A 21,813-nucleotide genomic window follows, 5' to 3' on the forward strand; every position below is an offset into this window, starting at 1 on the left:
ACCGACCGGCCCGTGCCTGACCGACCGGCCCGTGCCTGACCGACCGGCCCGTGCCTGACCGACCGGCCCGTGCCTGACCGACCGGCCCGTGCCTGACCGACCGGCCCGTGCCTGAAGGACCGGCCCGCGCCTGGCGGGCCGGGCCGCGGCCGCTCAGCCTTCCTGTTTGCGGACCAGGAAGCCGCCGCGGCCGTCGAGTTCCACGGCGTAGACGGCGTCGAAGCCGTCGGAGGCGCGCGGGCGGCGCAGTCGCCTGAGCGTGGCGAAGAGGCTCACCTCCGGGACCCGCGCCCGGCCCAGGCGCTCGGCGTTGCGCTGGAGGGACGCCTTCACATTGGGCGGGAACCAGTAGGCCACCACCCGCGCGCCGTGCTCCCGGCCGGCCACGATGAGCGGCTGCCACTCCTCGGGCGAGGCGTTGGTGTTGTCCACGGCCACGTTCCGGTCCTCCTCCAGCGCCTCGCGGATCAGCCGGAGCTGGCGGTGCTGACGGCGGCGCGCGTTGGGGAAGTCGTCCTTGCTCACGTGTGCGTGCGTGGCGGCCAGGCAGCGCCGGTAGAAGGTGGACTTGCCGGAGGCCTGCAGGCCGATGAGTACGGCCACCTCCCGATCGATCATGATTCCACCCTATTGCTCCCTGGACAGGCTAACGTCGTTAGCCTAGAGTGTGGCTAACGCTGTTAGCCGAGGAGGACATCATGACCGCAGTGACCGTCAGGCGGGTGGCCGGCCGTTCCGGGTGGGCGCTGCTCGCCGCCTTCTGCCTCGCGTTCCTCGTCTTCGAGGTGGCCAAGTACGGAGGCGTCACGCCGGTCAGCTCGGCGTTGTTCGTGCTGGCGCCGTACGCGACCAGGTTCCGCGGGCCTGCGGTGCTGCACGACCTCGCTCACCGCCCGTGGATCCCGCTGGCCGTGCTGGTCGGTTACTCGGTCTCGCCGCTGGGCTGGGTGCCGGTCTTCACCGCGGGGCTGGCCTGGATGACGTACGTCGCGGTCGCCCGGTTCCTGGGTCACGGGCCGAGGAGCGCGCGTGGCTGACCTGTCGCCGCGCGCCGGGCAGATCGTCGCGGCGGCGCGCGAGCTGGTCGAGGCGGGCGGGGCGGAGGCGCTGACGATGCGCGCGCTGGCCGCGCGGCTGGGGATCCGGGCGCCGTCCCTTTACAAGCACTTTCCCGACAAGTCCGCCGTGGAGGCCGAGCTCATCGCCATCGCCCTGACCGAACTGGCGGTCGCCCTCGAACGCGCCGAACGCGCCGAACGCGCCGAACGCGCCGAACGCGCCGAACGCGCCGAACGTGACGGCGGCGGGGGTGGCGAGCGTGACGGCGGCGAGCGCGCCGAGCGTGACGGCGGTGGGGGTGGCGAGCGTGACGGCGGCGGGGGCGGGGGCGGCTTGGGGGCTCTCGGGCGGGCCTATCGGGCGTACGCGCTGGCTCATCCGCATCTGTACCGCCTGATGAGCGCCGGGCCGCTGCCGCGTGACCTGCTGCCCGCCGGGGTGGAGGAGCGGGCCGCGGCGCCGCTGGCGCGGATCGTGCGTGGCGAGGCCGCCGCGCGTGCCGTCTGGGGGCTGGCCCACGGCCTGGTGGTGCTCGAACTCGACGGCCGCTTCCTGCCCGGCGCGGACGTCGAAGCCGCCTGGGCCGCCGGGATGTCCGCGTTCACGGCGTCCATGACCGCTGTCCGCTGAGCGGGATGGCCGTGCGGTGGTCGGGCGTGCGGTGGTCGGGCGTGCGGTGGTCGGGCGCGGTCAGGGGCGGTCAGGGGCGGGGGTGCAGGCCGTCCAGGATGAGGGTGAGCAGGCGGTCGGCGCGGGCCGGGTCGGGGGTGGCCTGGGCGATGCCCGCGGCCAGCTCCACCAGGTCGGACACCTCGACGTCCGCGCGTACGGCCCCCGCCTCCTGGGCGGGCCGCAGCAGCCGCGAGGCGGCGGCGCGCAACATCGCCCAGCAGTCGACCCCCGCGCCGTCCTGGGTGAGCATCATCCGCGCGCCGAGCCCCCGGTCGGTCATCGCGTGCGCGACCAGCGACCGCAGCCAGGCCACCAGCGCCTCGCCGGGCGGCAGCTCCTCGCCCGCCTCCTCCGCCCGTGCGCACAGCCGGGCCAGCCGCCCCTCGAACACGGCCACGAGCAGCGCCTCGCGCGTGGGGAAGTGCCGGTAGAGCGTGCCCGCCCCGACGCCGGCCCGCCGGGCGATCTCGTTGAGCGAGGCGTCGGGCCCCTCCTCGGCGACCACGGCGATGGCCGCCGCCACCAACTGGTCGTAGTTGCGGCGCGCATCGGCGCGCATCGCCCGTGCCGGCACTGGACACTCCCGCGGGTTGAATCGGAGAACATCTCCGATTATAGTCCCCGACGTAACCGGAGAGGCTCTCCGAATAGACGGGACGGTGTGACCCATGACCGACAACCCCCACCACGACGACGGCCCCCGCCTGGGCAAGGTGGGCCTGTGGACGTTCGCCTTCGACGACCGTCCGGCCGGGGAGCTGCGCGACGGCGCGGCCGAGATCGAGGAGCTGGGTTACGGCGCGCTGTGGTTCGGCGAGGGGTTCGGCCGCGACTCGGTGAGCCAGTCGTGGCTGCTGCTCTCGGCGACCAGGCGGATCACGGTGGCCGCCGGCATCGCCAACATCGCCCTGCGCGACCCGATCAGCATGGCCGCCGCCGAACGGGCGCTCAACGAGGCCCACCCCGGCCGGTACGTCCTGGGCCTCGGCGGCCACCGCATCAGCGACGGGCCGATCCAGATGGACGGCTACGCGATCCCCAGCCTCGGCCGGGCGGTGACCACGATGGGCGGCTACCTCGACGCCATGGACGCCGTCCCGCTGAACTCGCCGGCCCCGGAGCGCGCGCCGCGCCGCATGCTGGCCGCGCTCGGCCCGAAGATGCTGGACCTGGCGGCCAGGCGCACGCTCGGGGCGCACACGTACTTCGTGCCGGTCGAGCACACCGCGCGGGCCAGGCAGGCCATGGGCCCCGGTGCCCTGTTGGCCGTCGAGCAGGCCGTCGTGCTGCACCCCGACCCGGCCAGGGCCCGTGAGCTGGCCGCCGAGCACGTCTTCTTCTACCGCACCGGCGCCCCTCACCAGGCCGCCAGCCTGCGCAGGCTCGGCTTCGGCGAGGACGAGATCGAGCACGGCAGCGACCGGCTGGTGGACGCGATCGTGGCCCACGGCGACGTGGAGGCGATCGAGAAGCGCGTACGGGCCCACCTCGACGCGGGCGCCGACCACGTGTGCCTCCAGGTGCTCACCGACCGCCCCGGCGAGCCGCCCCTGCCCGAGTGGCGCGAACTGGCCGCCCTGACGTCCCTGTGAGCGTCGTGCTCGGCGCCGGCGGCCAACGGGTTCAGTCCGCGGCGGCCCGGTAGCCGGTGGCGCGGAACAGGAACGAGGCCCACGACCGGTAGGGCCGCCACGACTCGGCGATCCGGCGGTAGGCGCTCGCCGGGGCGTCCTCGGGCAGCCCGTACGCCTCGCGCAGGATCCCGAACAACCGGGGCTCGTCGCCGGGGAACGCGTCGGGCGCGCCCGCCCCGCGGATCAGGATCAGACCGGCCGAGAACGGCCCCACACCGGGCAGCGCGCGCAGCTCGGCCAGGGCGTCCTCGGGGGCGAGCGAGCGCAGGTGCTCGGTGGTGAGCACGCCGTCGAGCGCCGCCCTGGCCAGCCCGCGCAGCCACTCCTCCTTCTGCGCCGGCAGCCCGAGCCCGCCCGCGTCCACCAGGCTCACCGGCGGCGGGAACGCCTGGTACGCCTGCCCGTCCACGGTGACGGCCGCGCCGTAGCGGTCGGCGATGCGCTGCTTGATCCGCGAGGCGACGAGCATCGACGAGCGTTGCACGATCACCGCCCAGCAGGCCGCCTCCCACGGGCTCCAGAAGCACACCGGCCGCAGCCCCGGGCGGTGCCGTTGCACGTCGCCGAGCACCGGGTCGGCCTCGCCCAGCTCGGCGAAGCCGCCGGCGTCCACGTCGAGGGAGAGGATGCGCGCGATCTCGCCCCGGATCGCCGGGCCGGGGGCGCGGGTGGTGGTGACGGCGACGCCGCCGGGAGCGGCGGTCACGCTCACCCCGATCGGCAGCCAGTCGGACTCGGCGCAGTAGGCGAAGCGCAGCGCCCGGCCGTCGGAGGGCAGCGCGCTGGTGGCCGGCCAGTCCTCGACGAAGCGCAGCGTCGCGCCGAAGTCGAACGGGCCCTCCGCGGTGAGCGTGAATCCGTGGGTGGTCATGGGCCGTATGGTAAGCGGCGCGGCGTACCCGGCTGACCGTCCGTGTGGCCTCCGGCGCGCAGGGTAGGGCGCTGGGACAGAGCCCGCCGCGCCGGCCCGAGGAAGGACACGAGGTCATGTCCGAGCTGCTGACCGGGGACTTCTACGAGTTCGAGAACCTGCTCTCGGCCGACGAGCGCGAGATCCTGCTGCGGGTGCGCGCGTTCCTGCGGGAGAAGGTCGTGCCCGTCGCGAACGACTGCTGGGTGCGCGCGGAGTTCCCCGTCGAGCTGGTGAAGGGCTACGCCGGCCTCGGCGTCGCGGGCCTGGCCCACCCCGAGTGCCCCGGGCCCCGGCCGAGCGGCCTGCTCAGCGGCTTCCTCGCCCTGGAGATGGCGCACGCCGACGCCTCGATGGCCACGTTCTTCGGCGTGCACACCGGGTTGGCCATGGGCAGCATCGCCGAGTGCGGCTCGGCCGAGCAGCGCCGGCGCTGGCTGCCCGCGATGAGCAGGATGGAGAAGATCGGCGCGTTCGCGCTGACCGAGCCGACCGGCGGCTCCGACGTGGCCGGCGGCCTGCGCACGACGGCCAGGCGCGAGGGCGACACGTGGGTGCTCGACGGCGCCAAGCGCTGGATCGGCAACGGCACGTTCGCCGACCTCGTCGTCGTCTGGGCACGCGACGCCGACGACGGCCGTGTCAAGGGCTTCGTGGTGGAGAAGGGCGCCCCCGGCTTCACCGCCACGAAGATGGAGAACAAGATGGCCCTGCGCACGGTCCAGAACGCCGACATCACGCTGCGCGGCTGCCGCGTCCCCGAGTCCGACCGGTTGCAGGAGGCCGGCTCCTTCCGGGACACCGCCAGGGTGCTGCGCCGCACCCGCAGCGGGGTCGCCTGGCAGGCGGTCGGCATCATGATCGCCGCGTACGAGATCGCCCTGGCCTACGCCAAGGAGCGCGAGCAGTTCGGCCGCCCGATCGGCTCCTTCCAGCTCGTGCAGGACCTGCTGGTCAGGATGCTGGGCAACGCCACCGCCTGCTTCGGCATGGTCGTCCGCCTGGCGCAGCTCCAGGACGCCGGGATCTACCGGGACGAGAACTCGGCGCTGGCCAAGGCGTACTGCACGACGCAGATGCGCCAGGTCGTCGGGTGGGCGCGGGAGCTGCTGGCGGGCAACGGCATCCTGCTGGACCACGACATCGCCAGGTTCGTCGCCGACGCCGAGGCGATCTACTCCTACGAGGGGACCAGGGAGATCAACACCCTGATCGTCGGCCGGGCCGTGACGGGGATCGGGGCCTTCGTCTGACCCGGCCGGCGAGCCGACCCGCGCTAGTCGTGGACGGAGGCGGGACGCTTTCGGTCGCCCTTCACGGCCGCCTGCCGGGTGTCCCAGGTCCGGTAGAGGATCGACCGCGCGGCCACCACCACGCAGAACACCCCGAGCAGCAGCCCCCAGGTCACGTCCGAGAAGAAGTGCATGCCGCGGTAGAGCCGGGAGAAGGCGACGATCAGCGGGGCCGCGATCCCGATCGTCCAGATCACCACCTGCAGCGCCCGGTTGCGTACGTGCGTCGTCAGCACCAGCGCCAGCCCGCAGTAGAACGCGACGGCGGCGCTGACGTGTCCCGACGGAAAGCTGGAGGTCGGCGGCGCGGGGTCGAGGTGGTGCACCGGCGGGCGGCTGCGGCCGACCGGCTCGGTGGTCGCCAGGAAGACCAGCGACTGGCCCCAGACCGCGGCGATCATGAAGAACGACTCCCGCCAGCGCTTGTACACCAGCCGGAACAGGATCACCGCCACCGCCGTGAACGCCACCACGTAGGGCGTGTCCGACAGGCTGGTGCCGTAGTCGGTGAGGGTGTTCCACAGCGACGTGCGGATCGAGGCGAACTCCTTGCTCACGGCCACGTCGCCGGGCTGGGGGACGCCGACGATGAGCAGCCCCATGCCGTACGAGACGGCGCCCATCAGCACCAGAGGTAACACCAGCGACAGCGCGTAGTACCGGACATGCTCAGCTTTGCTCATCGGGCACCTTCACCGGTTCGGGTTCCATACCTTCCGACAGCGGCGCGGTGGGCCTGCGGCCCGTGTCGCGCCGCCACGTCTCGAACGCCGCCGCGGTCGCGGCGATCACCGCCACGCCCAGCACGATCCCCGCCACGACGTCGCTCACCCAGTGCACGCCGAGGGCGATCCTGGTGAAGCCCACCGAGACCACCACGAACCAGGCCAGCACCCAGGCGAGCCGCCGCCCCCACCGGGGCAGCATCGGCAGCAGGAGCAGGGTGACGACCCCGGCCCCGAGGGTCACGTTGACCGCGTGGCCGGAGGGGAAGGAGTCGCCGGGCGCCAGGGCGACGGGGTCGGGCAGGTGCGGCCGCACCCGCGCGACGAGGATCTTGAGGCCGAGCCCGATCAGGCCGCCCGCGGTCACGGTCGTGATCGCCCACAGCGCCAGCCTGCGCCTGCCGTGCATCAGCAGCCAGACCGTGAACGCGCCCACCGCGATCCGCCACGGCCACGGGCCGAACAGGTCCGTCCAGACGATGAGCACCCGGGTCACGCCGGGGTGGGCGAGCGCGTACTCGTGCAGTTCGCGGGCCGCTCCGGCGTCCAGCTCGTTGAGCGGCATCTTGGCCACGACGAGCAGCAGGGAGAACGGGATCATGATGAGCGCGACGGCGAACGCCGCGACCGTCATCCGCGGCCCCAGCCTGTGGAGCAGGAACGTCTTCATCGGAACCTCCGCGATCTCCGCAGCTCCGGCGGCCGGCCGTCGGGGTCGACGGCGAACCGGTAGAGCGGCATGGCCATCGCCCTGCGGACCCTGGACAGCGTGGGGGCGGGGTGCGGGCGTAACCGGCCGGCCGGGCGCGGTCCCCGGCAGCCGGAGGAGTGCCAGTCCTCCAGCCGGGCCGCCGACCCGGCGAAGGCGTCGAACGCGGCGACCGGGTCGCACAGCTCGTCCCGGCCGGCCTCGGACTCCTCGTCCAGGTGCTCGGACATGAGCGTCAGCCGCAGGTCGCGGGCGAACCTCAGGGCGCCGTGCGGCGGCCTCGGGTCCTCCCGCTCGTCCAGGACGGCGCAGCTCAGCTCCGAGTCGTAGGTCCACGAGCGCAGGTTGACGTTGTCCGACCCGACCGAGGCCCACACGTCGTCCACCACGCACACCTTGGCGTGCACGTAGACGGGGGTGCCCTGGTGGTTCTCCAGGTCGTAGATCGCGACGCGGTCGCCGCCGGCGCTCGTCAGCCGGTTCAGCGCCTCGACCCGGCCGATCAGGCTCGCCGGGCCGGCCAGCCAGCCGTCCTGGTCGGGGTGGCGCGGGACCACGATGATCATCCGTAGCTCCGGCTCGCGCTCCAGCGCCTGCGCGAACGGCTCGATCACGTCCGTGGACCACAGGTACTGGTCCTCCAGGTACACCAGCGACCGGGCCCTGCCGAGCACCTTGTGGTAGGCGTGGGCGATGCTGCGCTCCCCGTCCGGCGCGAACGGGTACGCGCTGTGCCGGGCCGGATAGGTGCGCAGGAGCTGCACGTGGTGCGTGCCGGCGCGCGGGGGCGGCGGGCCCGGGTCGGGCAGCGGGGGAGCGTCGTCCAGCCTGCTCAGATGGTCGCGCAGGCGGCGCAGCGGGTCCCTGGTCTCGGGGGCCGGGTCCTCCCAGCGTTCGCAGAAGGTCTTCTCCACCTCGGCGACCGCCGGGCCGTGGATGGCGAGCTGGATGTCGTGCCAGGGCGGGCGGGGGCCGTACACGTCGGGCATCGGGCAGGACTGCGGGTCGCCCAGATGCTCGGCGTCGTCGCGGCGGCTGTGGCACAGGTCGATGCCGCCGACGAAGGCCACGTCCGCCGAGGGGTCGCGGTCGTGGCGGAGGATGACGAACTTCTGGTGGTGCGAGCCGCCCGGTTTGGTCCGCGTGTCGAGCATCGCCTGCCCGTGCGCGTTCTCGATCTTCTCGCCCAGGTGCCGGTTCTCGGCCGCGCTGAAGCGCAGGCGGTCCAGGTGGGAGCGCCAGATGAGGCCCCTGACGATGACGCCGCGCTCGGCCGCGGCGCCGAGGGCCGCGCTCACCGTGGGCCCGTCGTCGGTCAGCCGCTCGTCGGGGTCGCCCCGCCAGTCGGCGAACAGCAGCAGGTCGTCCTTGCGCAGCGCCGCCAGGCGGCTGTTCAGCTCGGCGAAGTACGTGGCGCCGTGGATGAGCGGGCGTACCTCGTTGCCGCTGGACCAGGCGTCGAGCCCGGTCGCCCGGTTGTCGCGTTCCTCCTCGGTGAGGAACCAGTCCTGGATGCGCATTCGGCCACCGCTACCCGCATGAAAGCCATTCATAACCCCGCAAACCACGGGTAGTGCGGGAGGAGTGTCCCCCACAATCGCAGTTGTCGCACATCAGAAGAAGATCCTCGGCGCCGGGCTGGACCGGCTGCGCGTGCTGCTCACCGAGCGGGACGTCGGAGAGCTGATCTGGCACGAGGTGCCCAAGAGCAAGAAGGCGCCCAAGAAGGTGCGCAAGGCCCTGGAGGCGGGCGCGGAGCAGGTGTTCGTCTGGGGCGGTGACGGCATGGTGCAACGGTGCGCCGACGCCATGGCCGGCTCCGGCGTGCCGATGGCGATCCTGCCCGCCGGCACGGCCAACCTGTTCGCCGGCAACCTGGGCATCCCCACCGACCTGGAGGAGTCCGTACGGATCGGTTTCGAGGGCCGCCGCGCCCAGCTGGACCTCGGGCTGCTCAACGGCGAGCACTTCGCGGTCATGGCCGGCGCCGGGTTCGAGGCCGAGATGATCGCCGAGGCCGACGGCAAGGCCAAGCGGAAGTTCGGCAGGCTCAGCTACGTCAAGGCCGCCGTCCGGCACGTCGGCGGGCCCCTGGTGCCGATGAAGGTCAAGGTCGACGGGGTCACCTGGTTCGAGGGCGAGGCGAGCTGCCTGCTGCTCGGCAACGTGGGCACGATCGCCGGCGGGATCGAGGCGTTCGACGACGCCCGGCCGGACGACGGCTGGCTGGAGGTCGGGCTGTCCACGGCCAAGGGGCCCATCCAGTGGGCCAGGGTGATGGGCAAGATGGCCGCCGGACGGTCGGAGGACTCGCCGTTCGTGCGCATCACCCGGGCGCGCAAGGTGACGGCCCGGTTCGGGTCGCCGCTGACGTACGAACTGGACGGGGGCGACCGCGAGGCCACCACCAAGCTCAAAGCCGAGGTGGCCCCGGGGGCGCTGACCGTCTGCCTGCCCTAGCCCGCGCGGGCGGCGTCCATGACCCGCCCGGCGTCGCGCTCGAAGGAGGCGCGGGCGCCGAGCGTCAGGAGGCCGCCCACGATCATGGGGACGACCAGCAGGTACATGCCGCCGATCAGCGAGCCGAACCGGTCGGAGGCGATGCCGACGACGAGCGAGCCGAACGCCCCGGCCGCCGTGATCAGCAGTTGCAGCACGGCGAAGCCGAGACCGCGCGCCGCGGCCGGGACGACGTCCGCCAGGCAGGCCGTCATGTTCGGGATCGCGATCGACATCAGCGAGCAGGCCAGCAGGACCAGCGCGGTCATCGGGCCGATCGAGTCCATGGCGAGCGCCCCGGCCAGCACCGCCGCGCCCGCCGTGATGCCGCCGCCGCCGGCCAGCAGCCTGCCGCCCTTGCGGGTGCCGTGCCACCGGCGGCCCAGCCAGGAGCCGACCAGGGTGCCGGCCAGCGTTCCCGCGATGGTGATCAGGCCGCTCAGCGAGCCGGCGGCGCCGACGCCGACGCCGTACTCGCGGACCATGAGGGTGGGCAGCCAGTAGAAGATGCCGGCCAGGCCGAGGGTGAGCAGGCCCAGCCCGGCGCACACGAACAGCAGCGTCGGGATGCGGATGACCTGCCCGAACTGCTGCCAGAAGGGCGCCTTGGGCGTCGCGGGCCGGGCTGCGGGCGGCTCGACGGCGGCTCCGGCCACCATCCGGTCCAGGTCGCCGCGGCCCGGCTCGCGCAGGAACCAGCAGAGCACCGCCGTGAGCACGCCGGGCACCACCATGACCAGGAACGCGGTGCGCCACGAGTACGCCTCGGCCAGCACGCCGCCCAGTAGCGTGCCGACGCCGCCGAGATAGGTCGTGACGCGGGTCAGCCCGTACGCCTTGGCCCGGCTGACCGGCGGGTAGTAGTCGGCGAGCAGGCTGCCGGCCGCCGGGTTGTCGATGTTCTCGGCCGCCGCGAGCAGCACCCGCATCAGGTAGAACATCACGAAGCCGGTGGCCAGGCCCGACCCGAGCGTGGCGACGGCCCACAGGAGGACGACCACCGCGATGATCCGCGTACGGCTGAACCGGTCGGCGAGGAAGCCCGCGGGCAGGGAGACGATCGCGGCCGCGAGCGCCGCGGCGGTGGGGATCGAGCCCGCGGCGGTGTCGCTGAACCCCCATTCCTTCTGGACGAGCGGCAGCACCCCCGACAGCAGGTTGTACTCGATCCGGTCCACGAGTCCGACGATGAAGAGCACGACCAGCGGCGCCCAGCCGAACGGCGCCCGGGTCTGCGCGTCGATGGCGCCGGCACGCGGCGATCCCAACGTCCTGACCATGCTCACCCTTCCAGTAGGAAAATCTAGAATGCTGTTCTAGGCGAACGTTCTAGACAGAGTGGCAGAAGTCACACGATTCGTAAATGGCCGTTTTCTGGGAAATTTCGCAGTTTGGGGCTCATGTACGGTGATCTGCATGAACGCTGCGCGGCTCACCGGGGCGATGCTGGTCGCCGGCACCACCTCCGACGCGGGCAAGAGCGTGGTGACCGCCGGGATCTGCCGCTGGCTGGCCCGTCAGGGCGTGCGCGTGGCGCCCTTCAAGGCCCAGAACATGTCGCTGAACTCCTACGTCACCGCCGGCGGCGCCGAGATCGGCCGCGCCCAGGCCATGCAGGCCCAGGCCGCCGGGCTCGAACCGGTCGCCGACATGAACCCCGTCCTGCTGAAGCCGGGCAGCGACCGCCGCAGCCAGGTCGTGCTCCTGGGCGAGCCCGTCGCCGACGTGGACGCCATGGAGTACGGCGCGCTGAAGGACCTCCTGCGGACCACCGCCCTCGCCTCCCTGGAACGGCTGCGCGCCCGGTACGACGTGGTGATCTGCGAGGGCGCCGGCAGCCCCGCCGAGATCAACCTGCGCCGCGGCGACATCGCCAACATGGGCCTGGCCAGGGCCGCCGGGCTGCCCGTCGTCGTGGTCGGCGACATCGACAGGGGTGGCGTGTTCGCCGCCTTCCACGGCACGGTCGCGCTGCTGGACGCGGCCGACCAGGCCCTCGTCTCCGGCTTCGTCGTGAACAAGTTCCGGGGCGCCCGCGAGCTGCTCGAACCCGGCCTCGACATGCTCAGGAAGCTCACCGGCCGGTCGGTGTACGGCGTGCTGCCCTGGCTCGACGGCCTCTGGCTGGACGTCGAGGACTCCCTCGCGCTGGACTCCCGCCGGGTCGCGACCGGCCGGCCACTGGGCAGGCAGACGTTGCGCGTGGCGGTCGTCCGGCTGCCGCGCATCTCGAACTTCACCGACCTGGACGCGCTGGCCGCCGAGCCCGGTGTGGTGGTGCGCTTCGTGACCGACCCGGTCGAGCTGGACGACGCCGACCTGGTGGTGCTGCCGGGCTCGCGGGCCACGGTCGAGGACCTGGCCTGGCTGCGGCGTACCGGCCTGGCCGATGCCCTCCTCGCCCGGCGCGGGCCCGTCCTGGGGATCTGCGGCGGGTTCCAGATGCTCGGCCGGGAGATCGTGGACGAGGTGGAGTCGCGGGCGGGCCGGGTGGACGGGCTCGGGCTGCTGCCCGTGCGGGTCGAGTTCGCGCCGGACAAGCGGCTCGGACGGCCGGTCGGGCGGGCCTACGGGGAGCCGGTCAGCGCGTACGAGATCCACCACGGCCGGGCGACGGTCGAGGGCGGCGAACCCTTCCTGGACGGCTGCCGCGCCGGCGACGTGTGGGGCACCACCTGGCACGGTGCCCTGGAGAACGACGCCTTCCGGCGGGCGTTCCTGGCCGACGTCGCCGACCGGGCCGGGCGCGCCTTCGTCCCCGCCCCGGACACCGACTTCGCCCGTCTGCGCGAGGCCCGCCTCGACGCCCTGGGCGACCTGATCGAGGAGAACCTCGACACCGACGCCCTGCTGGGCCTGCTGCGCGACGGCCCCGCCCCGGTCCCCTACCTGCCGCCGGGCGCCCCCTCACCCTGATCCGGCACCACTTCCTGATCCGGCACCACTTCCTGATCCGGTGGCGCCTCCTGATCCCGGGCCGTTTCCCGGTCCGGCGGCGTTTCCCCGTCCCGCGTGGAACGCTGGGCGGTGATCCAGGCGTCGATCTCCTCCCAGTGGGAGTACAGCCAGCGGACCTGGCTCTCCCGGTCCCGGGGCACCTCGGCCGCCGGCACCCGCCACCACTTGGCCGTGATCCGCGCCGCGTACGGCAGCCTGCGCCACACGTCGCCGATCGTGACGAGGTCGTCCAGGCCGGTGTGGGCGACGAAGATCACGTCGGCCTCCGGGCAGGCGGTGATCGCGGCGATGGCGCCGTTCGGCCGGGGCGGCAGCAGGTGGTCCATGCCGCGTGCCCGTTCCGCCTCCTCGGCCAGCCCCTTCTCCTCCAGCCGCCGGATCGCCAGCCGCCGCCGGCGCGGGGTGAAGTTGCCGCCCTCCGGGAAGATCACCAGCGCGTCGTGGTCGTCCATGGTCGTCGCCAGCCGCCGGATCTCCGCGACCACCCGTTCGCGGCCGGACCGGCGCGGCACGAAGGCGTTCGGCAGCCGGTTGACCACGACGTCGAGCGAGGGGTCGTACTGGAGGGCGGCCTTCATGACGATCCGGGGGCGGCGTTCGTACCGGGACAGCAGGAGATAGATCAGCAGGAAGGAGTCGCCCGGCCCGGCGTGCCGGGAGAGCACCACGACCGGGCGGCTCAGCCGGGCGGCGCGCTCCTGCGGGGTCGGCGGCGGCTCCTCGACGACCAGGGTCAGCCTGAAGATCCGCACGGCCACCGCGTAGACCTTCGACAGGAACCAGCGGATCAGCGCGTAGTGCCGCTCCTGGCGCCGGGCCCGGCCGAACGCCCCCGACAGCCACAGCCCGAGGCAGGCGATGAGCACCGCCGACTCCAGCGTCAGCCAGGCCGCCCCGAACCAGACGAACCGCAGCCCCCTGCGCTGCGGCGGCGGCAGCCGCAAGGAGGCCCCGAACGTGACCAGGAGCCACAACGGCAGCGTCACCAGCACGAGCACGGTGACCACGATCACGAGCGGCGCGAGGATGATCCGGCGCACGATCCGCGGCGGGAGCATCGGTGGCCTCCCTTGGGTCAGCCTCCCTGAGGTTGGGTCTTCATCCTCCTATTGTCCGCAGATAACGAGAAGAAGCCTCGTACGCCCGGTCGATGTAGGTGGAGATCTGGGACAGGTCCCGGTAGCGCAACGGCGACAGCGGCTCACCGACCCCGGCAGGCAGCACGTGCACCTCCACTCCCGGCGGCAACGTGGCCATCTCCTCGGCGAACCGGTAGCGCCGCGCGATCTCGAACGCCACCATCCCCACCTCCCAGAACCGCCGGGGCGCGGTCAGCGGCCGCTCGATCCGGCCGACGTGCAGCACGTAGACCCGCCTGGCCCCGAGCTGCACGGCCCGGCCGACGGGGATGCTGTGCACCAGCCCGCCGTCGAAGAAGTGCTCCCCGTCGATCTTCACGGGCGGCAGCAGCCCCGGCACCGCGCACGACGCCAGCACCGCCTCCACCAGCGGCCCGCTGGTGAACCAGTGGGCCGCGGCCCGCTCGACCGAGGCCGCCACGCACTGGAACGGCACCGCGAGCTCCTCGATCAGCTCCGTGCGCACCGTCCCGGCCAGCACGTCCCGCAGGGGGCCGTTGGGGTGCAGGTGGGTGCCGGTCCTGGCCAGCGTGGACAGCCGGGCCACCCACGACCCGGCGAACGCCGTGCGCACGATGTCGGACCGCCACAGCGAGGTCAGCCGGTCGACCGCCCGCGCCGGGTCGGCGGCGATGAGCGCGCCGTTGAGCGCGCCCACCGACGTGCCGACGACCAGGTCGGGCTGGACGTCGAAGTCGTCGAGCGCCTGAAGCATGCCCACCTCGTGAGCACCGAGCACACCACCGCCACCGAGCACGAACGCTGTCTTCACGCACCTCACCCTGCCCCATTTCCCGGCGCAGTGTCCTGGAAGGGAACCGGCGGCGACGCTAGCGGACGCGGGCGCAGGTGGCGGGCACGTACCCCTTCGTGACCACGAGGCCGATCTCGTCGCGCGTGGGTCTGATGTTGACCTGGTACCAGTTGTAACCACTGGCCCCGCATTTGGGGGTGTACCCGTTGCTGCCGTTGCCTCTGAGGAACTGGCAGGAGGTGAGGACGCTGCCGGTCTTGCGTGTCTGCAGCACCTGCCCGTTGTTGAAGGCGAACTCGCGCACGCCCACGTTGGACCCCGTGATGACGATCTGGCGGCAGGCGGAGGCCGCGGGGGCCTGGCTCTGCGTCTGGGCGCTCGCGGGAACGGCCGCGAGGACGAACGCGGCGGCGAGCACCGACGCGCCGACGGTGGTGCGGGTGGTGAACATTTCGCTCCTTGTCCCGAAGGAATTGCTTGTGTGGGGACGTACGGGAGCGAATGCGAAATGAGTTCAAAGATTTGCGAGAGATATAAGGAAAGTCCGGTTTCTGGAAACTGCTGTTTCTGGAAACGTCCGGAAAGCGGCTGCCGGATCGGCCCGTGGTCAGTCGTGAAGGGCCAGCCGGAGCCCGAACCCGATGATGACCACGCCGGTCACCCGGTCGAGGACCCGCCGTACGCGGGCCGACCGCAGGACGTCGCTCATCAGCGAGGCGAACCCGATCAGCACCGTGCTCCACAGCAGCCCTTCGGCCGCGTGCACCCCGGCCAGCAGCAGCCCCATCGCCGCGTGCGGCGCCCCGGCCGGGATGAAGTGCGGCAACATCGCCACGTAGAACGCCCCGACCTTGGGGTTGAGCAGGTTGGTGAGCAGCCCGCGCCGGAACCCCTTCCCGAATCCGAACGCGTGCTGCCCGTCCTCCTCCTCGCCGGCCCGCGCCTTGGTGAGGAGCATGCGCACCCCCATCCACACCAGGTACGCCGCCCCCGCCCAGCGCAGGACGTCGTAGGCCGGCCGCGAGGCCGCCAGCAGCGCCGACAGCCCCGCCGCGGTGAGCACGCCCCAGACGAGCGTGCCGAGCTGGATGCCCAGCACCACCCCCCAGGCGGCACGCCGGCCCACGAGCAGCGACGTGCGCAGGGTGAGAGCCGTGTCGAGCCCCGGCGTGATCGTCAGGAGCGCGACGACGGCAGCGAAGGACCAAACTGCCGCATTGATGTCCACAAGGGGTGAGCGTAGCGCTAGGGAATCAACAGCAACTTTCCGGTCGTACGCCGGGCGGCCAGGTCCTCGTGGGCCCGGCCCGCCTCGGCCAGCGGGTAGCGCTCGGACACGTTGATCCTGAGCTGCCCGGAGGAGATCCAGCCGAACAGGTCGGCGGCCCGCCAGAGCAGCTCCTCCCGCTCCGCGACGTAGTGGACGAGCGTGGGCCTGGTCAGGAAGAGCGAGCCGCTGCGGTTGAGCACCTGGGGGTCGATCGGCGGGACCGGGCCGCTGGCCGCGCCGTAGAGGGCCATGAGGCCGCGCGGACGCAGCGCCTCCAGACCGCCGTCGAACGTGGTCTTGCCCACGCCGTCGTAGACCACGTGGATCCGGCCGCGCAACGCCTCGGCGAAGTCGTCGTAGTGCAGCACCTCGTCGGCGCCCGCTGCGCGGGCCAGCTTCTCCTTCTCCGGCGTGGAGACCGTGCTGTAGACCTTGGCGCCGCGCAGCTTGGCGAGCTGGATCAGCAACTGGCCCATGCCGCCGGCCCCGGCGTGCACCAGGACCTGGTGGCCCTCCTTGACCTCGTACGTCGAGTGGGTGAGGTAGTGGGCGGTCATGCCCTGGAGCATCGCCGCCGCCGCCACCTCGGCGGACACGCCGTCGGGCACCGGCACCAACCGGTCGGCCGGCACCACGGCCTTGTCCGCATAGCTCCCCATCACGCCGGCCCAGGCCACGGTGTCGCCGACGGCCAACTCGTGCACCCCCGGGCCGACGGCCGAGACCACGCCCGCCCCCTCGGACCCGATCGGGCTCGGCAGGGAGAGCGGGTAGGCGCCGGAACGGTGGTAGATGTCGATGAAGTTGACCCCGCTGGCCGCGACGTCGACCACGACCTCCCCGTCGCCCGGCACCGGATCGGGACGCTCGACGTACTCGAGAACCTCTGGACCGCCCTGGGCGGAGACGATGATGGCATGCATCCCCCCAGTCAACTCCGCCCCGCCCTCCCACCGCCACCCTGACCCACCAAGCCGCACCCCGCCGCACCCCCGCCGCGCCTCTCCGCGCCCCGCGCCGCGCCGCGCGCCCGCCAGTTGCGCCGCTACGTGTGGCTCATCGGGGTGCCGAGTCCGGGGTGGGCGTGACGCGGGCCAGGGCGCCGGCCTCCAAAGCCACCCAGATCGCTCCGTCGGGCCCGACCGTCAGCCCGTGCGGCTCGCTGCCCTCGGCGGGGCTCGGGGCGCCCTCTCCGGCGGACGCGGACGGCGGCACCGAGGGCAGCGGGTGCTCCTCGATCGTGCCGTCGACCGTGATGCGGCCGAGCCGCCCGGTGGCCCACTCGGTGAACCAGAGCGCGCCGTCGGGACCGGCCACGATGGCGTGCGGACGGCAGGCGCGATCGGGCAACGGGAACTCGGTGATCTTCCCGGCCGGATCGATCCGGCCGACCTGCCCGGCGCCGATCTCCACGAACCACACCGCCCCGTCCGGCCCCAGCGTGATGCCCACGGGGGCGGCCCCCTCGGTCGGCAGCGGATGCACGCTGACCTCCCCGGACAACGAGATCCGGCCGACGGCGTGGCCCTGGTTGATCGTGAACCAGAGCGCGTCGTCGCTGCCCACCGTGATGAAGGCGGGCATCCCGCCCTCCACCGGCACGTCGAAGTCGGACCGCTCGCCCGCGCCGCCGATGCGCCCGATGCGCCCGCTGCCCATCTGGGTGAACCACATCGCCCCGTCGGGCCCGGCGACGATCCCGTACGGCGAGTCGGCCGCGTACGCGGTGACCTGGCCGTCGCCGGTGATGCGGCAGACCCGGCCGCCCTTGCCCTCGGTGAACCACATCGCGCCGTCGTGGCCGGGCACGATCACGCCGGGCTGCCCGTCGGCCGGGTCGAGCTGGTGGATCACCGGCTCGCGCCCCGGCACCAGCCTGCCGACGCGGCCCTGGTGCACGAGCGTGAACCAGAGCGCGCCGTCGGCGGCGGTGGCCACGCCGTAGGGCGCGCCTTCGGGAATCATGGTCAACATACGTGTCCCCCTGTCAGTCGGATCTCGGTGCCTGAGAAATGCCGTCTCAGCGCGCGGTCGTGGGTGATCATGACCACCGCCCCGGGGTAGGCGGCGAGCGCGTGGTCGAGCTCGTCGGCCAGGGTCGGCGACAGGTGGTTGGTCGGCTCGTCGAGCAGCAGCAGGTCGTGTTCCCGGATCAGCAGCCTGGCCAGCGACAGCCGGCGCCGCTGGCCGACCGAGAGCGCGCCCACCTTCTGGCCGAGCACGTGCGGCGGGAAGAGGCCGGTGTCCAGCAGGGCCGCGCGACGCTCGTCGGCGTAGCCGTCGTGGCCGAGCGCGGCCGGCACGGGCAGGCCGGGGTCGAAGTCGTCGTCCTGGGGGAGGTGGCCGGCCCGGCACGCGGCGCGCTCGGCCATGATCCGCAACAGCGTCGACTTGCCCGCGCCGTTGGGCCCGCTCACCAGCACCCGCTCGCCCGGCCGGACGGTCAGCGACTCGACGTGGAGCCGGTCGCCGACGTGGACGTCGCGCAGCTCCACCAGGGGCCGGGGCGTGCCGGGACCGTCGCCCGCCGGGGCGGGACCGCGGAAGGCGGCCCGGAAGCGGAGCGGGGCCGGCGGACGCGGGACCGGGTCCTCCTCCAGGCGGCGCAGGCGCTCGTGGGCGTTGCGCACCCGGGCCGCCACCGAGCTCTGGACGCGGCCCGCGTTGCGGTCGTAGGCCATCTTGTTGTTGTCCTTCATGGCCCGCCCGGCCGCCACGCGGTGAGCGGTGGTGGCGGCGTGCTCGCGCACCTGCCGGACCTCCTCGCGCCAGGCCGCGTACGCCTGCTCCCACCGCGCCCGCGCCGCCGCCTTGGCGGCCAGGAAGCCGGTGTGGCCGCCGCCGAAGCGGGTGACGACCCCCTCCTCGACCTCCAGGACGGCGGTGGCCACCCGGTCGAGGAAGATCCGGTCGTGCGAGACCACGACGACCGGCCCCCGGTGCCCGCGCAGCCGCTCTTCGAGCCAGGTCAGCGCGGGCTCGTCGAGGTGGTTGGTCGGCTCGTCGAGCAGCAGCGTGGCGGGATCGGCGGCCAGCACGCAGGCCAGCCCCAGCCGGGCGCGCTCGCCGCCCGACAGGCTCGACAGCACCCGGTCGCGGGTGACGTGCGCCAGGCCGAGGCCGTGGAAGGCCCTGTCGACGCGCGCGTCGGCCTCGTAGCCGCCGCGGGCCTCGTAGGCGGTCAGCAGCTCGCCGTATTCGTCCATGACGTCGTCGGTGAGCGACGACTCCAGCTCGCGCAGCCGCCGCTCCATGGCCCGCAGGCCGGCCAGCGCGTGGTCGACCGCCTGCCGGACGGTGTGGCTGAGCGGCAGGCCGAGGGTCTGGCCGAGGTGGCCGACGTCGCCGGTGACGGTGATCTCGCCGTCGTCGGGCCGCTCGACGCCCGCCAGCAGCCTGAGCAGCGTGGACTTGCCGGAGCCGTTCTCGCCGACGACGGCCACGCGCTCGCCGGACCCCACGGACAGGGACACCTCGGTGAGCACGGCGCGGTCGCCGTACGACTTGCTGAGCTTGCGGACGTTGATCAGGATGGAACTCCAATCGCAACTATTGTAGCTTTAGTTTGGCACAGGTCGAGCCGTAAAAGCAACTGGAGTAGTTTTTGGAGACGAGCAGGCGTCCGGGAGGGCGCAGCGCGCGGGTGCGCGACGCCGTGCGCCAGGCGACCCTGGCCGAGCTGGCCGCCCACGGGTTCCGCGGCCTGACGGTCGAGAACGTGGCCGAGCGGTCGGGCGTGCACAAGACCACCGTCTACCGGCGGTGGGGCAGCGTGGAGGGCCTGATCTCCGACGCCTTGGAGCTGGCCAAGGACGAGCCGTGGCCGATCCCCGACACCGGCAGCGTCGAGGGCGACCTGCGGGGGGTCGTCCAGCTCGTCCGCAGCGGGTTCGCCGACCCGGAGATGGGGCCGGTGTCGTCGGCGTTCGTGGCGGCGGCCGTCCAGGATCCGCAGGCGGCGCGGGCCCTGCACGAGTTCTTCGCCGCGCGGCACGACCAGTCGGCCGAGGTGGTCCGGCGGGCGATCGCCCGTGGCGAGCTGCCCGACGTCGTCGACGTGCGGGAGGTGATCAGGGTGGCCGTCGCCCCGGTCTACTACCGGCTGTTCGTGGCGCACGAGCCGGTGAGCGAGCGGGACGCCGACCGCGCCGCCGACGCCGCCCTGGCCGCCGCCCGCGCCGGGGTCCTCTGAGCGTCCCGGATCAGGCCGGCGACCGGCAGCGTCCGGTCAGCGGCGGCGACCGGCAGGGCCCGTCAGTGGCTGAGGCCGGAGGGGCCGGTCAGCGGCGGCGGACGGAGAGGGCCGTCAGTGTGGGCGGGTGCGGAATCGGTTCAGGAAGCGCCGGGCCTTCTCCTGGTTCTGCGGGTCGCGGGCCATGCGCTTGGCCTTCTCCACGTTCTGCCTGCCTTCAGGGCTGCGCAGGTACGCGCGCACCCGGTCCATGAGCTTCGCCATCCGCATCCCCTACCCCGATGGCCGTCATGAACGCGGGCCCGCCTGGGGTTCCTTCTGCCCCCGCAGCTCGAAGTCGTCGAAGGTCAGCTTCAGCGACGACTCGCTGTCCTTGGGCGTACGCGCGAACAGCCCGACGTGCCCGTTGCCGAGCCCGTTGGGGTCGTCGGCCTGCGCCACCCGCTTGTCGTTCACCCACATCGTCAGCCGCACCGCCGCGCCGCGCTGCTCGCACGAGGCCACGATGCGCACGCGTCCCTCCGGCTTGGCCACCTTGGCGGGCTGGGTCAGCGTGCCGCCCGCGCCGTCGTACACGCGGCGGATCCGCGCGTTCCCCTGGAGGTCGAGGCCGAACTCGTAGTAGGTGTCGTCGTCGTCGGAGTCGTGGCAGTAGACGCCGTACTCGCCGTTGCCCGCGGACTCCCGGATCTCGGCGGTGACGCCGACGACCACCGACGACGGCAACATCGGCGTGGGCGTGGCCGAGGGATCGGGCGTGGTCGTGGGCGTGGCGACGAGGAAGGGGATCGGGGCCTTGGCCCGCTGCTCCTCGCGGCCGTCCGCCACGTCGAGCCCGTACGTGCCGTCCGTGCGGTAGCCCTTGCTGCCCGTGGTGGTGGGGTCGTACGTGCCGAGCCAGCCGCCGGAGGTCTGCGTGAAGTCCTCGCGGTACAGGACGTCCAGGTCGTCGGGCGGCCCGCCCGGGGTGAGCATCGCCCAGGCGGCGACCGAGCCCGCCACGAGCACCGCCGCGGCGGCCGCGCCGATTCCGAGCAGCCTGCCGCGCCGCTTCGCCGCCGTGCCGGCCGCCGTGTTGGCCGCTGTGTTGGCTGCTGTGCCGGCCGGGGGCGCGACCTCGGTGAACGGCGTGGTGGCCTGCTGCCAGGCCACCTGCACGGTGTGCGCCGCCTGCGCGGGCGCCGCCGAGCGGCCCACGAGGTGGTCGAGGAGCTGCTGCGCGGTGGGCCGCATGGCCGGGTCCTTGCGCAGCGCGGCCCCGACCAGCTCGCGCAGGCCGGGATCGACGTCGTCGAGGCCGGGCTCGGTGTTGAGCACCTGGTAGACGATGGCGGGCAGCGTGTCGCCGCCGAACGGCGCCCGTCCGCTCGCCGCGAACGCGATCAGGCAGCCCCACGAGAACACGTCGCAGGCGGGCGAGACCGGCTCGCCGCGCAGCACCTCGGGCGCCATGTACCGGGGCGTGCCGACCAGCTCGCCGGTGCCGGTGACGCCGCCCAGCGTGTCGAGCGCCCGCGCGATGCCGAAGTCGATCACGCGCGGCCCGACGGGGGACAGCAGCACGTTCGACGGCTTGAGGTCGCGGTGGACCACCCCGGCGCCGTGGATGGCGGTGAGCGCGGTGGCCACGCCGACGGCCAGGGCGTCGAGGCTGGACCCGCGCAGCGGCCCCGACCGGCGTACGGCCTCTTCCAGGTTGGGGCCGGGCACGTACTCGGTGACGACGTAGAGCAGGTCGCCGTCGAGCGCGGCCTCGATCACCGCGGCGGTGCAGAACCTGCGTACGCGGCGAGCGGCGTCGGCCTCCCGGCGGAAGCGCATCCTGAACTGCTCGTGCTGGCTGAGTTCCGGGTTGATCACCTTGATGGCGACCTGCTGCCCGGCCGGGTCCTCGGCGAGGTGGACGGTGCCCATGCCGCCTCGCCCGAGCACGCTCAGCAGCCGGTAGCGCCCGATCTGGGATATATCACCGCTCACGGCGGGTCAGCTTACCGATTGAC

The 21,813-nt window shown here is 73.1% G+C and carries 23 protein-coding genes; 7 read left to right on the forward strand and 16 right to left on the reverse strand.

Translation table 11 applies throughout. The features are described from left to right. Nucleotides 1–153: 153 nt before the first annotated feature. Complete coding sequence (locus tag ACIA8R_RS26910) at nt 154–618, reverse strand: AAA family ATPase (protein WP_397041037.1); 465 nt, start codon at nt 616–618, stop codon at nt 154–156. Between the two features lie 80 nt (nt 619–698). Here ACIA8R_RS26910 and ACIA8R_RS26915 point away from each other — a divergent pair, with 80 nt between their 5' ends. Next, nucleotides 699–1,037: a hypothetical protein gene (locus ACIA8R_RS26915; RefSeq protein ID WP_364092177.1), complete on the forward strand. Its 339-nt coding sequence runs from the start codon at nt 699–701 to the stop codon at nt 1,035–1,037. Beyond that, nucleotides 1,030–1,689 (forward strand): TetR/AcrR family transcriptional regulator, encoded by a 660-nt coding sequence (locus ACIA8R_RS26920; RefSeq protein WP_397041038.1) that lies wholly within the window; start codon nt 1,030–1,032, stop codon nt 1,687–1,689. The genes ACIA8R_RS26915 and ACIA8R_RS26920 overlap by 8 nt, the downstream gene beginning before the upstream one ends. A gap of 70 nt (nt 1,690–1,759) precedes the next feature. Here ACIA8R_RS26920 and ACIA8R_RS26925 read toward each other — a convergent pair whose 3' ends face one another. Next, complete coding sequence (locus ACIA8R_RS26925; RefSeq protein WP_364092181.1) at nt 1,760–2,305, reverse strand: helix-turn-helix domain-containing protein; 546 nt, start codon at nt 2,303–2,305, stop codon at nt 1,760–1,762. Nucleotides 2,306–2,399: 94 nt separating this feature from the next. Here ACIA8R_RS26925 and ACIA8R_RS26930 point away from each other — a divergent pair, with 94 nt between their 5' ends. Further along, nucleotides 2,400–3,323 carry a TIGR03620 family F420-dependent LLM class oxidoreductase gene (locus ACIA8R_RS26930; RefSeq protein ID WP_357704978.1) on the forward strand — a complete coding sequence of 308 codons (924 nt, stop codon included), beginning with the start codon at nt 2,400–2,402 and terminating at the stop codon, nt 3,321–3,323. 31 nt (nt 3,324–3,354) lie between these two features. Here the strand turns inward: ACIA8R_RS26930 and ACIA8R_RS26935 are convergent, their stop codons facing one another. Then, nucleotides 3,355–4,236, reverse strand: coding sequence for a DNA-3-methyladenine glycosylase family protein (locus ACIA8R_RS26935; RefSeq protein ID WP_397041040.1), 882 nt, complete (start codon nt 4,234–4,236; stop codon nt 3,355–3,357). 116 nt (nt 4,237–4,352) lie between these two features. Here ACIA8R_RS26935 and ACIA8R_RS26940 point away from each other — a divergent pair, with 116 nt between their 5' ends. Next, complete coding sequence (locus ACIA8R_RS26940; RefSeq protein ID WP_357704983.1) at nt 4,353–5,528, forward strand: acyl-CoA dehydrogenase family protein; 1,176 nt, start codon at nt 4,353–4,355, stop codon at nt 5,526–5,528. Nucleotides 5,529–5,551: 23 nt separating this feature from the next. Here ACIA8R_RS26940 and ACIA8R_RS26945 read toward each other — a convergent pair whose 3' ends face one another. The 3 genes from ACIA8R_RS26945 to ACIA8R_RS26955 are packed head-to-tail and all read right to left on the reverse strand — an operon-like array spanning nt 5,552 to nt 8,521. After that, complete coding sequence (locus ACIA8R_RS26945; RefSeq protein ID WP_364092187.1) at nt 5,552–6,250, reverse strand: phosphatase PAP2 family protein; 699 nt, start codon at nt 6,248–6,250, stop codon at nt 5,552–5,554. Beyond that, nucleotides 6,237–6,962: a phosphatase PAP2 family protein gene (locus ACIA8R_RS26950; protein ID WP_357704987.1), complete on the reverse strand. Its 726-nt coding sequence runs from the start codon at nt 6,960–6,962 to the stop codon at nt 6,237–6,239. Before ACIA8R_RS26950 ends, ACIA8R_RS26945 begins: the two co-directional genes overlap by 14 nt. Beyond that, nucleotides 6,959–8,521: a phospholipase D-like domain-containing protein gene (locus ACIA8R_RS26955; protein WP_357704989.1), complete on the reverse strand. Its 1,563-nt coding sequence runs from the start codon at nt 8,519–8,521 to the stop codon at nt 6,959–6,961. The genes ACIA8R_RS26950 and ACIA8R_RS26955 overlap by 4 nt, the downstream gene beginning before the upstream one ends. Nucleotides 8,522–8,585: 64 nt before the next feature. On the opposite strand from ACIA8R_RS26955, the gene ACIA8R_RS26960 reads away from it, so the two are divergent. Further along, the gene (locus tag ACIA8R_RS26960) at nt 8,586–9,461 is read left to right on the forward strand and encodes a diacylglycerol kinase family protein (protein WP_364092191.1); all 876 of its coding nucleotides are present in this window, start codon (nt 8,586–8,588) and stop codon (nt 9,459–9,461) included. Here ACIA8R_RS26960 and ACIA8R_RS26965 read toward each other — a convergent pair. Continuing rightward, on the reverse strand, nt 9,458–10,768 hold the full coding sequence (locus ACIA8R_RS26965) for an MFS transporter (RefSeq protein ID WP_397041042.1): 1,311 nt from the start codon (nt 10,766–10,768) through the stop codon (nt 9,458–9,460). The genes ACIA8R_RS26960 and ACIA8R_RS26965 overlap by 4 nt on opposite strands. A 148-nt stretch (nt 10,769–10,916) precedes the next feature. On the opposite strand from ACIA8R_RS26965, the gene ACIA8R_RS26970 reads away from it, so the two are divergent. Then, nucleotides 10,917–12,416, forward strand: coding sequence for a cobyric acid synthase (locus ACIA8R_RS26970; RefSeq protein WP_364092193.1), 1,500 nt, complete (start codon nt 10,917–10,919; stop codon nt 12,414–12,416). On the opposite strand, the gene ACIA8R_RS26975 is transcribed toward ACIA8R_RS26970, so the two are convergent. The 7 genes from ACIA8R_RS26975 to ACIA8R_RS27005 form a co-directional block, all read right to left on the reverse strand. Next, on the reverse strand, nt 12,386–13,516 hold the full coding sequence (locus ACIA8R_RS26975; RefSeq protein WP_397041044.1) for a 1-acyl-sn-glycerol-3-phosphate acyltransferase: 1,131 nt from the start codon (nt 13,514–13,516) through the stop codon (nt 12,386–12,388). The two genes, ACIA8R_RS26970 and ACIA8R_RS26975, sit on opposite strands and share 31 nt — an antisense overlap. A gap of 40 nt (nt 13,517–13,556) precedes the next feature. Next, complete coding sequence (locus ACIA8R_RS26980; RefSeq protein ID WP_397041046.1) at nt 13,557–14,369, reverse strand: patatin-like phospholipase family protein; 813 nt, start codon at nt 14,367–14,369, stop codon at nt 13,557–13,559. Nucleotides 14,370–14,427: 58 nt separating this feature from the next. After that, nucleotides 14,428–14,802, reverse strand: a complete 375-nt coding sequence (locus tag ACIA8R_RS26985) for a hypothetical protein (protein WP_397041047.1) — start codon at nt 14,800–14,802, stop codon at nt 14,428–14,430. A 156-nt stretch (nt 14,803–14,958) separates the two neighbouring features. Further along, entirely contained in the window at nt 14,959–15,579 is a 621-nt protein-coding gene (locus tag ACIA8R_RS26990) for a LysE family translocator (RefSeq protein ID WP_397041049.1), read from the reverse strand. A 17-nt stretch (nt 15,580–15,596) separates the two neighbouring features. Further along, complete coding sequence (locus ACIA8R_RS26995; protein ID WP_364092201.1) at nt 15,597–16,544, reverse strand: quinone oxidoreductase; 948 nt, start codon at nt 16,542–16,544, stop codon at nt 15,597–15,599. 133 nt (nt 16,545–16,677) lie between these two features. Then, nucleotides 16,678–17,595 (reverse strand): virginiamycin B lyase, encoded by a 918-nt coding sequence (locus ACIA8R_RS27000; protein ID WP_364092203.1) that lies wholly within the window; start codon nt 17,593–17,595, stop codon nt 16,678–16,680. Further along, complete coding sequence (locus ACIA8R_RS27005; RefSeq protein WP_397041152.1) at nt 17,589–19,154, reverse strand: ABC-F family ATP-binding cassette domain-containing protein; 1,566 nt, start codon at nt 19,152–19,154, stop codon at nt 17,589–17,591. The genes ACIA8R_RS27000 and ACIA8R_RS27005 overlap by 7 nt, the downstream gene beginning before the upstream one ends. Before the next feature lie 71 nt (nt 19,155–19,225). Here ACIA8R_RS27005 and ACIA8R_RS27010 point away from each other — a divergent pair, with 71 nt between their 5' ends. After that, nucleotides 19,226–19,813, forward strand: a complete 588-nt coding sequence (locus ACIA8R_RS27010) for a TetR/AcrR family transcriptional regulator (RefSeq protein ID WP_357705015.1) — start codon at nt 19,226–19,228, stop codon at nt 19,811–19,813. Nucleotides 19,814–19,927: 114 nt separating this feature from the next. Here the strand turns inward: ACIA8R_RS27010 and ACIA8R_RS27015 are convergent, their stop codons facing one another. Together ACIA8R_RS27015 and ACIA8R_RS27020 are read right to left on the reverse strand one after the other, a co-directional pair. Further along, nucleotides 19,928–20,077: a hypothetical protein gene (locus ACIA8R_RS27015; protein ID WP_357705018.1), complete on the reverse strand. Its 150-nt coding sequence runs from the start codon at nt 20,075–20,077 to the stop codon at nt 19,928–19,930. A gap of 24 nt (nt 20,078–20,101) precedes the next feature. Further along, a complete protein-coding gene (locus ACIA8R_RS27020) occupies nt 20,102–21,790 on the reverse strand; it encodes a serine/threonine-protein kinase (RefSeq protein ID WP_397041051.1) in 1,689 nt (562 codons plus the stop codon). Between the last annotated feature and the right edge of the window lie 23 nt (nt 21,791–21,813).

It is taken from the genome of Nonomuraea sp. NPDC051191 (genome assembly GCF_044455665.1).
Taxonomy (GTDB): domain Bacteria; phylum Actinomycetota; class Actinomycetes; order Streptosporangiales; family Streptosporangiaceae; genus Nonomuraea.

What these genes read in the sequence shown, in the direction of transcription:
- ACIA8R_RS26910 (WP_397041037.1), bottom strand. Translation starts at nt 618, where the DNA reads ATGATCGATCGGGAGGTGGCCGTACTCATCGGCCTGCAGGCCTCCGGC.
- ACIA8R_RS26915 (WP_364092177.1), top strand. Translation starts at nt 699, where the DNA reads ATGACCGCAGTGACCGTCAGGCGGGTGGCCGGCCGTTCCGGGTGGGCG.
- ACIA8R_RS26930 (WP_357704978.1), top strand. Translation starts at nt 2,400, where the DNA reads ATGACCGACAACCCCCACCACGACGACGGCCCCCGCCTGGGCAAGGTG.
- ACIA8R_RS26935 (WP_397041040.1), bottom strand. Translation starts at nt 4,236, where the DNA reads ATGACCACCCACGGATTCACGCTCACCGCGGAGGGCCCGTTCGACTTC.
- ACIA8R_RS26940 (WP_357704983.1), top strand. Translation starts at nt 4,353, where the DNA reads ATGTCCGAGCTGCTGACCGGGGACTTCTACGAGTTCGAGAACCTGCTC.
- ACIA8R_RS26945 (WP_364092187.1), bottom strand. Translation starts at nt 6,250, where the DNA reads ATGAGCAAAGCTGAGCATGTCCGGTACTACGCGCTGTCGCTGGTGTTA.
- ACIA8R_RS26950 (WP_357704987.1), bottom strand. Translation starts at nt 6,962, where the DNA reads ATGAAGACGTTCCTGCTCCACAGGCTGGGGCCGCGGATGACGGTCGCG.
- ACIA8R_RS26955 (WP_357704989.1), bottom strand. Translation starts at nt 8,521, where the DNA reads ATGCGCATCCAGGACTGGTTCCTCACCGAGGAGGAACGCGACAACCGG.
- ACIA8R_RS26970 (WP_364092193.1), top strand. Translation starts at nt 10,917, where the DNA reads ATGAACGCTGCGCGGCTCACCGGGGCGATGCTGGTCGCCGGCACCACC.
- ACIA8R_RS26975 (WP_397041044.1), bottom strand. Translation starts at nt 13,516, where the DNA reads ATGCTCCCGCCGCGGATCGTGCGCCGGATCATCCTCGCGCCGCTCGTG.
- ACIA8R_RS26985 (WP_397041047.1), bottom strand. Translation starts at nt 14,802, where the DNA reads ATGTTCACCACCCGCACCACCGTCGGCGCGTCGGTGCTCGCCGCCGCG.
- ACIA8R_RS26995 (WP_364092201.1), bottom strand. Translation starts at nt 16,544, where the DNA reads ATGCATGCCATCATCGTCTCCGCCCAGGGCGGTCCAGAGGTTCTCGAG.
- ACIA8R_RS27000 (WP_364092203.1), bottom strand. Translation starts at nt 17,595, where the DNA reads ATGTTGACCATGATTCCCGAAGGCGCGCCCTACGGCGTGGCCACCGCC.
- ACIA8R_RS27015 (WP_357705018.1), bottom strand. Translation starts at nt 20,077, where the DNA reads ATGGCGAAGCTCATGGACCGGGTGCGCGCGTACCTGCGCAGCCCTGAA.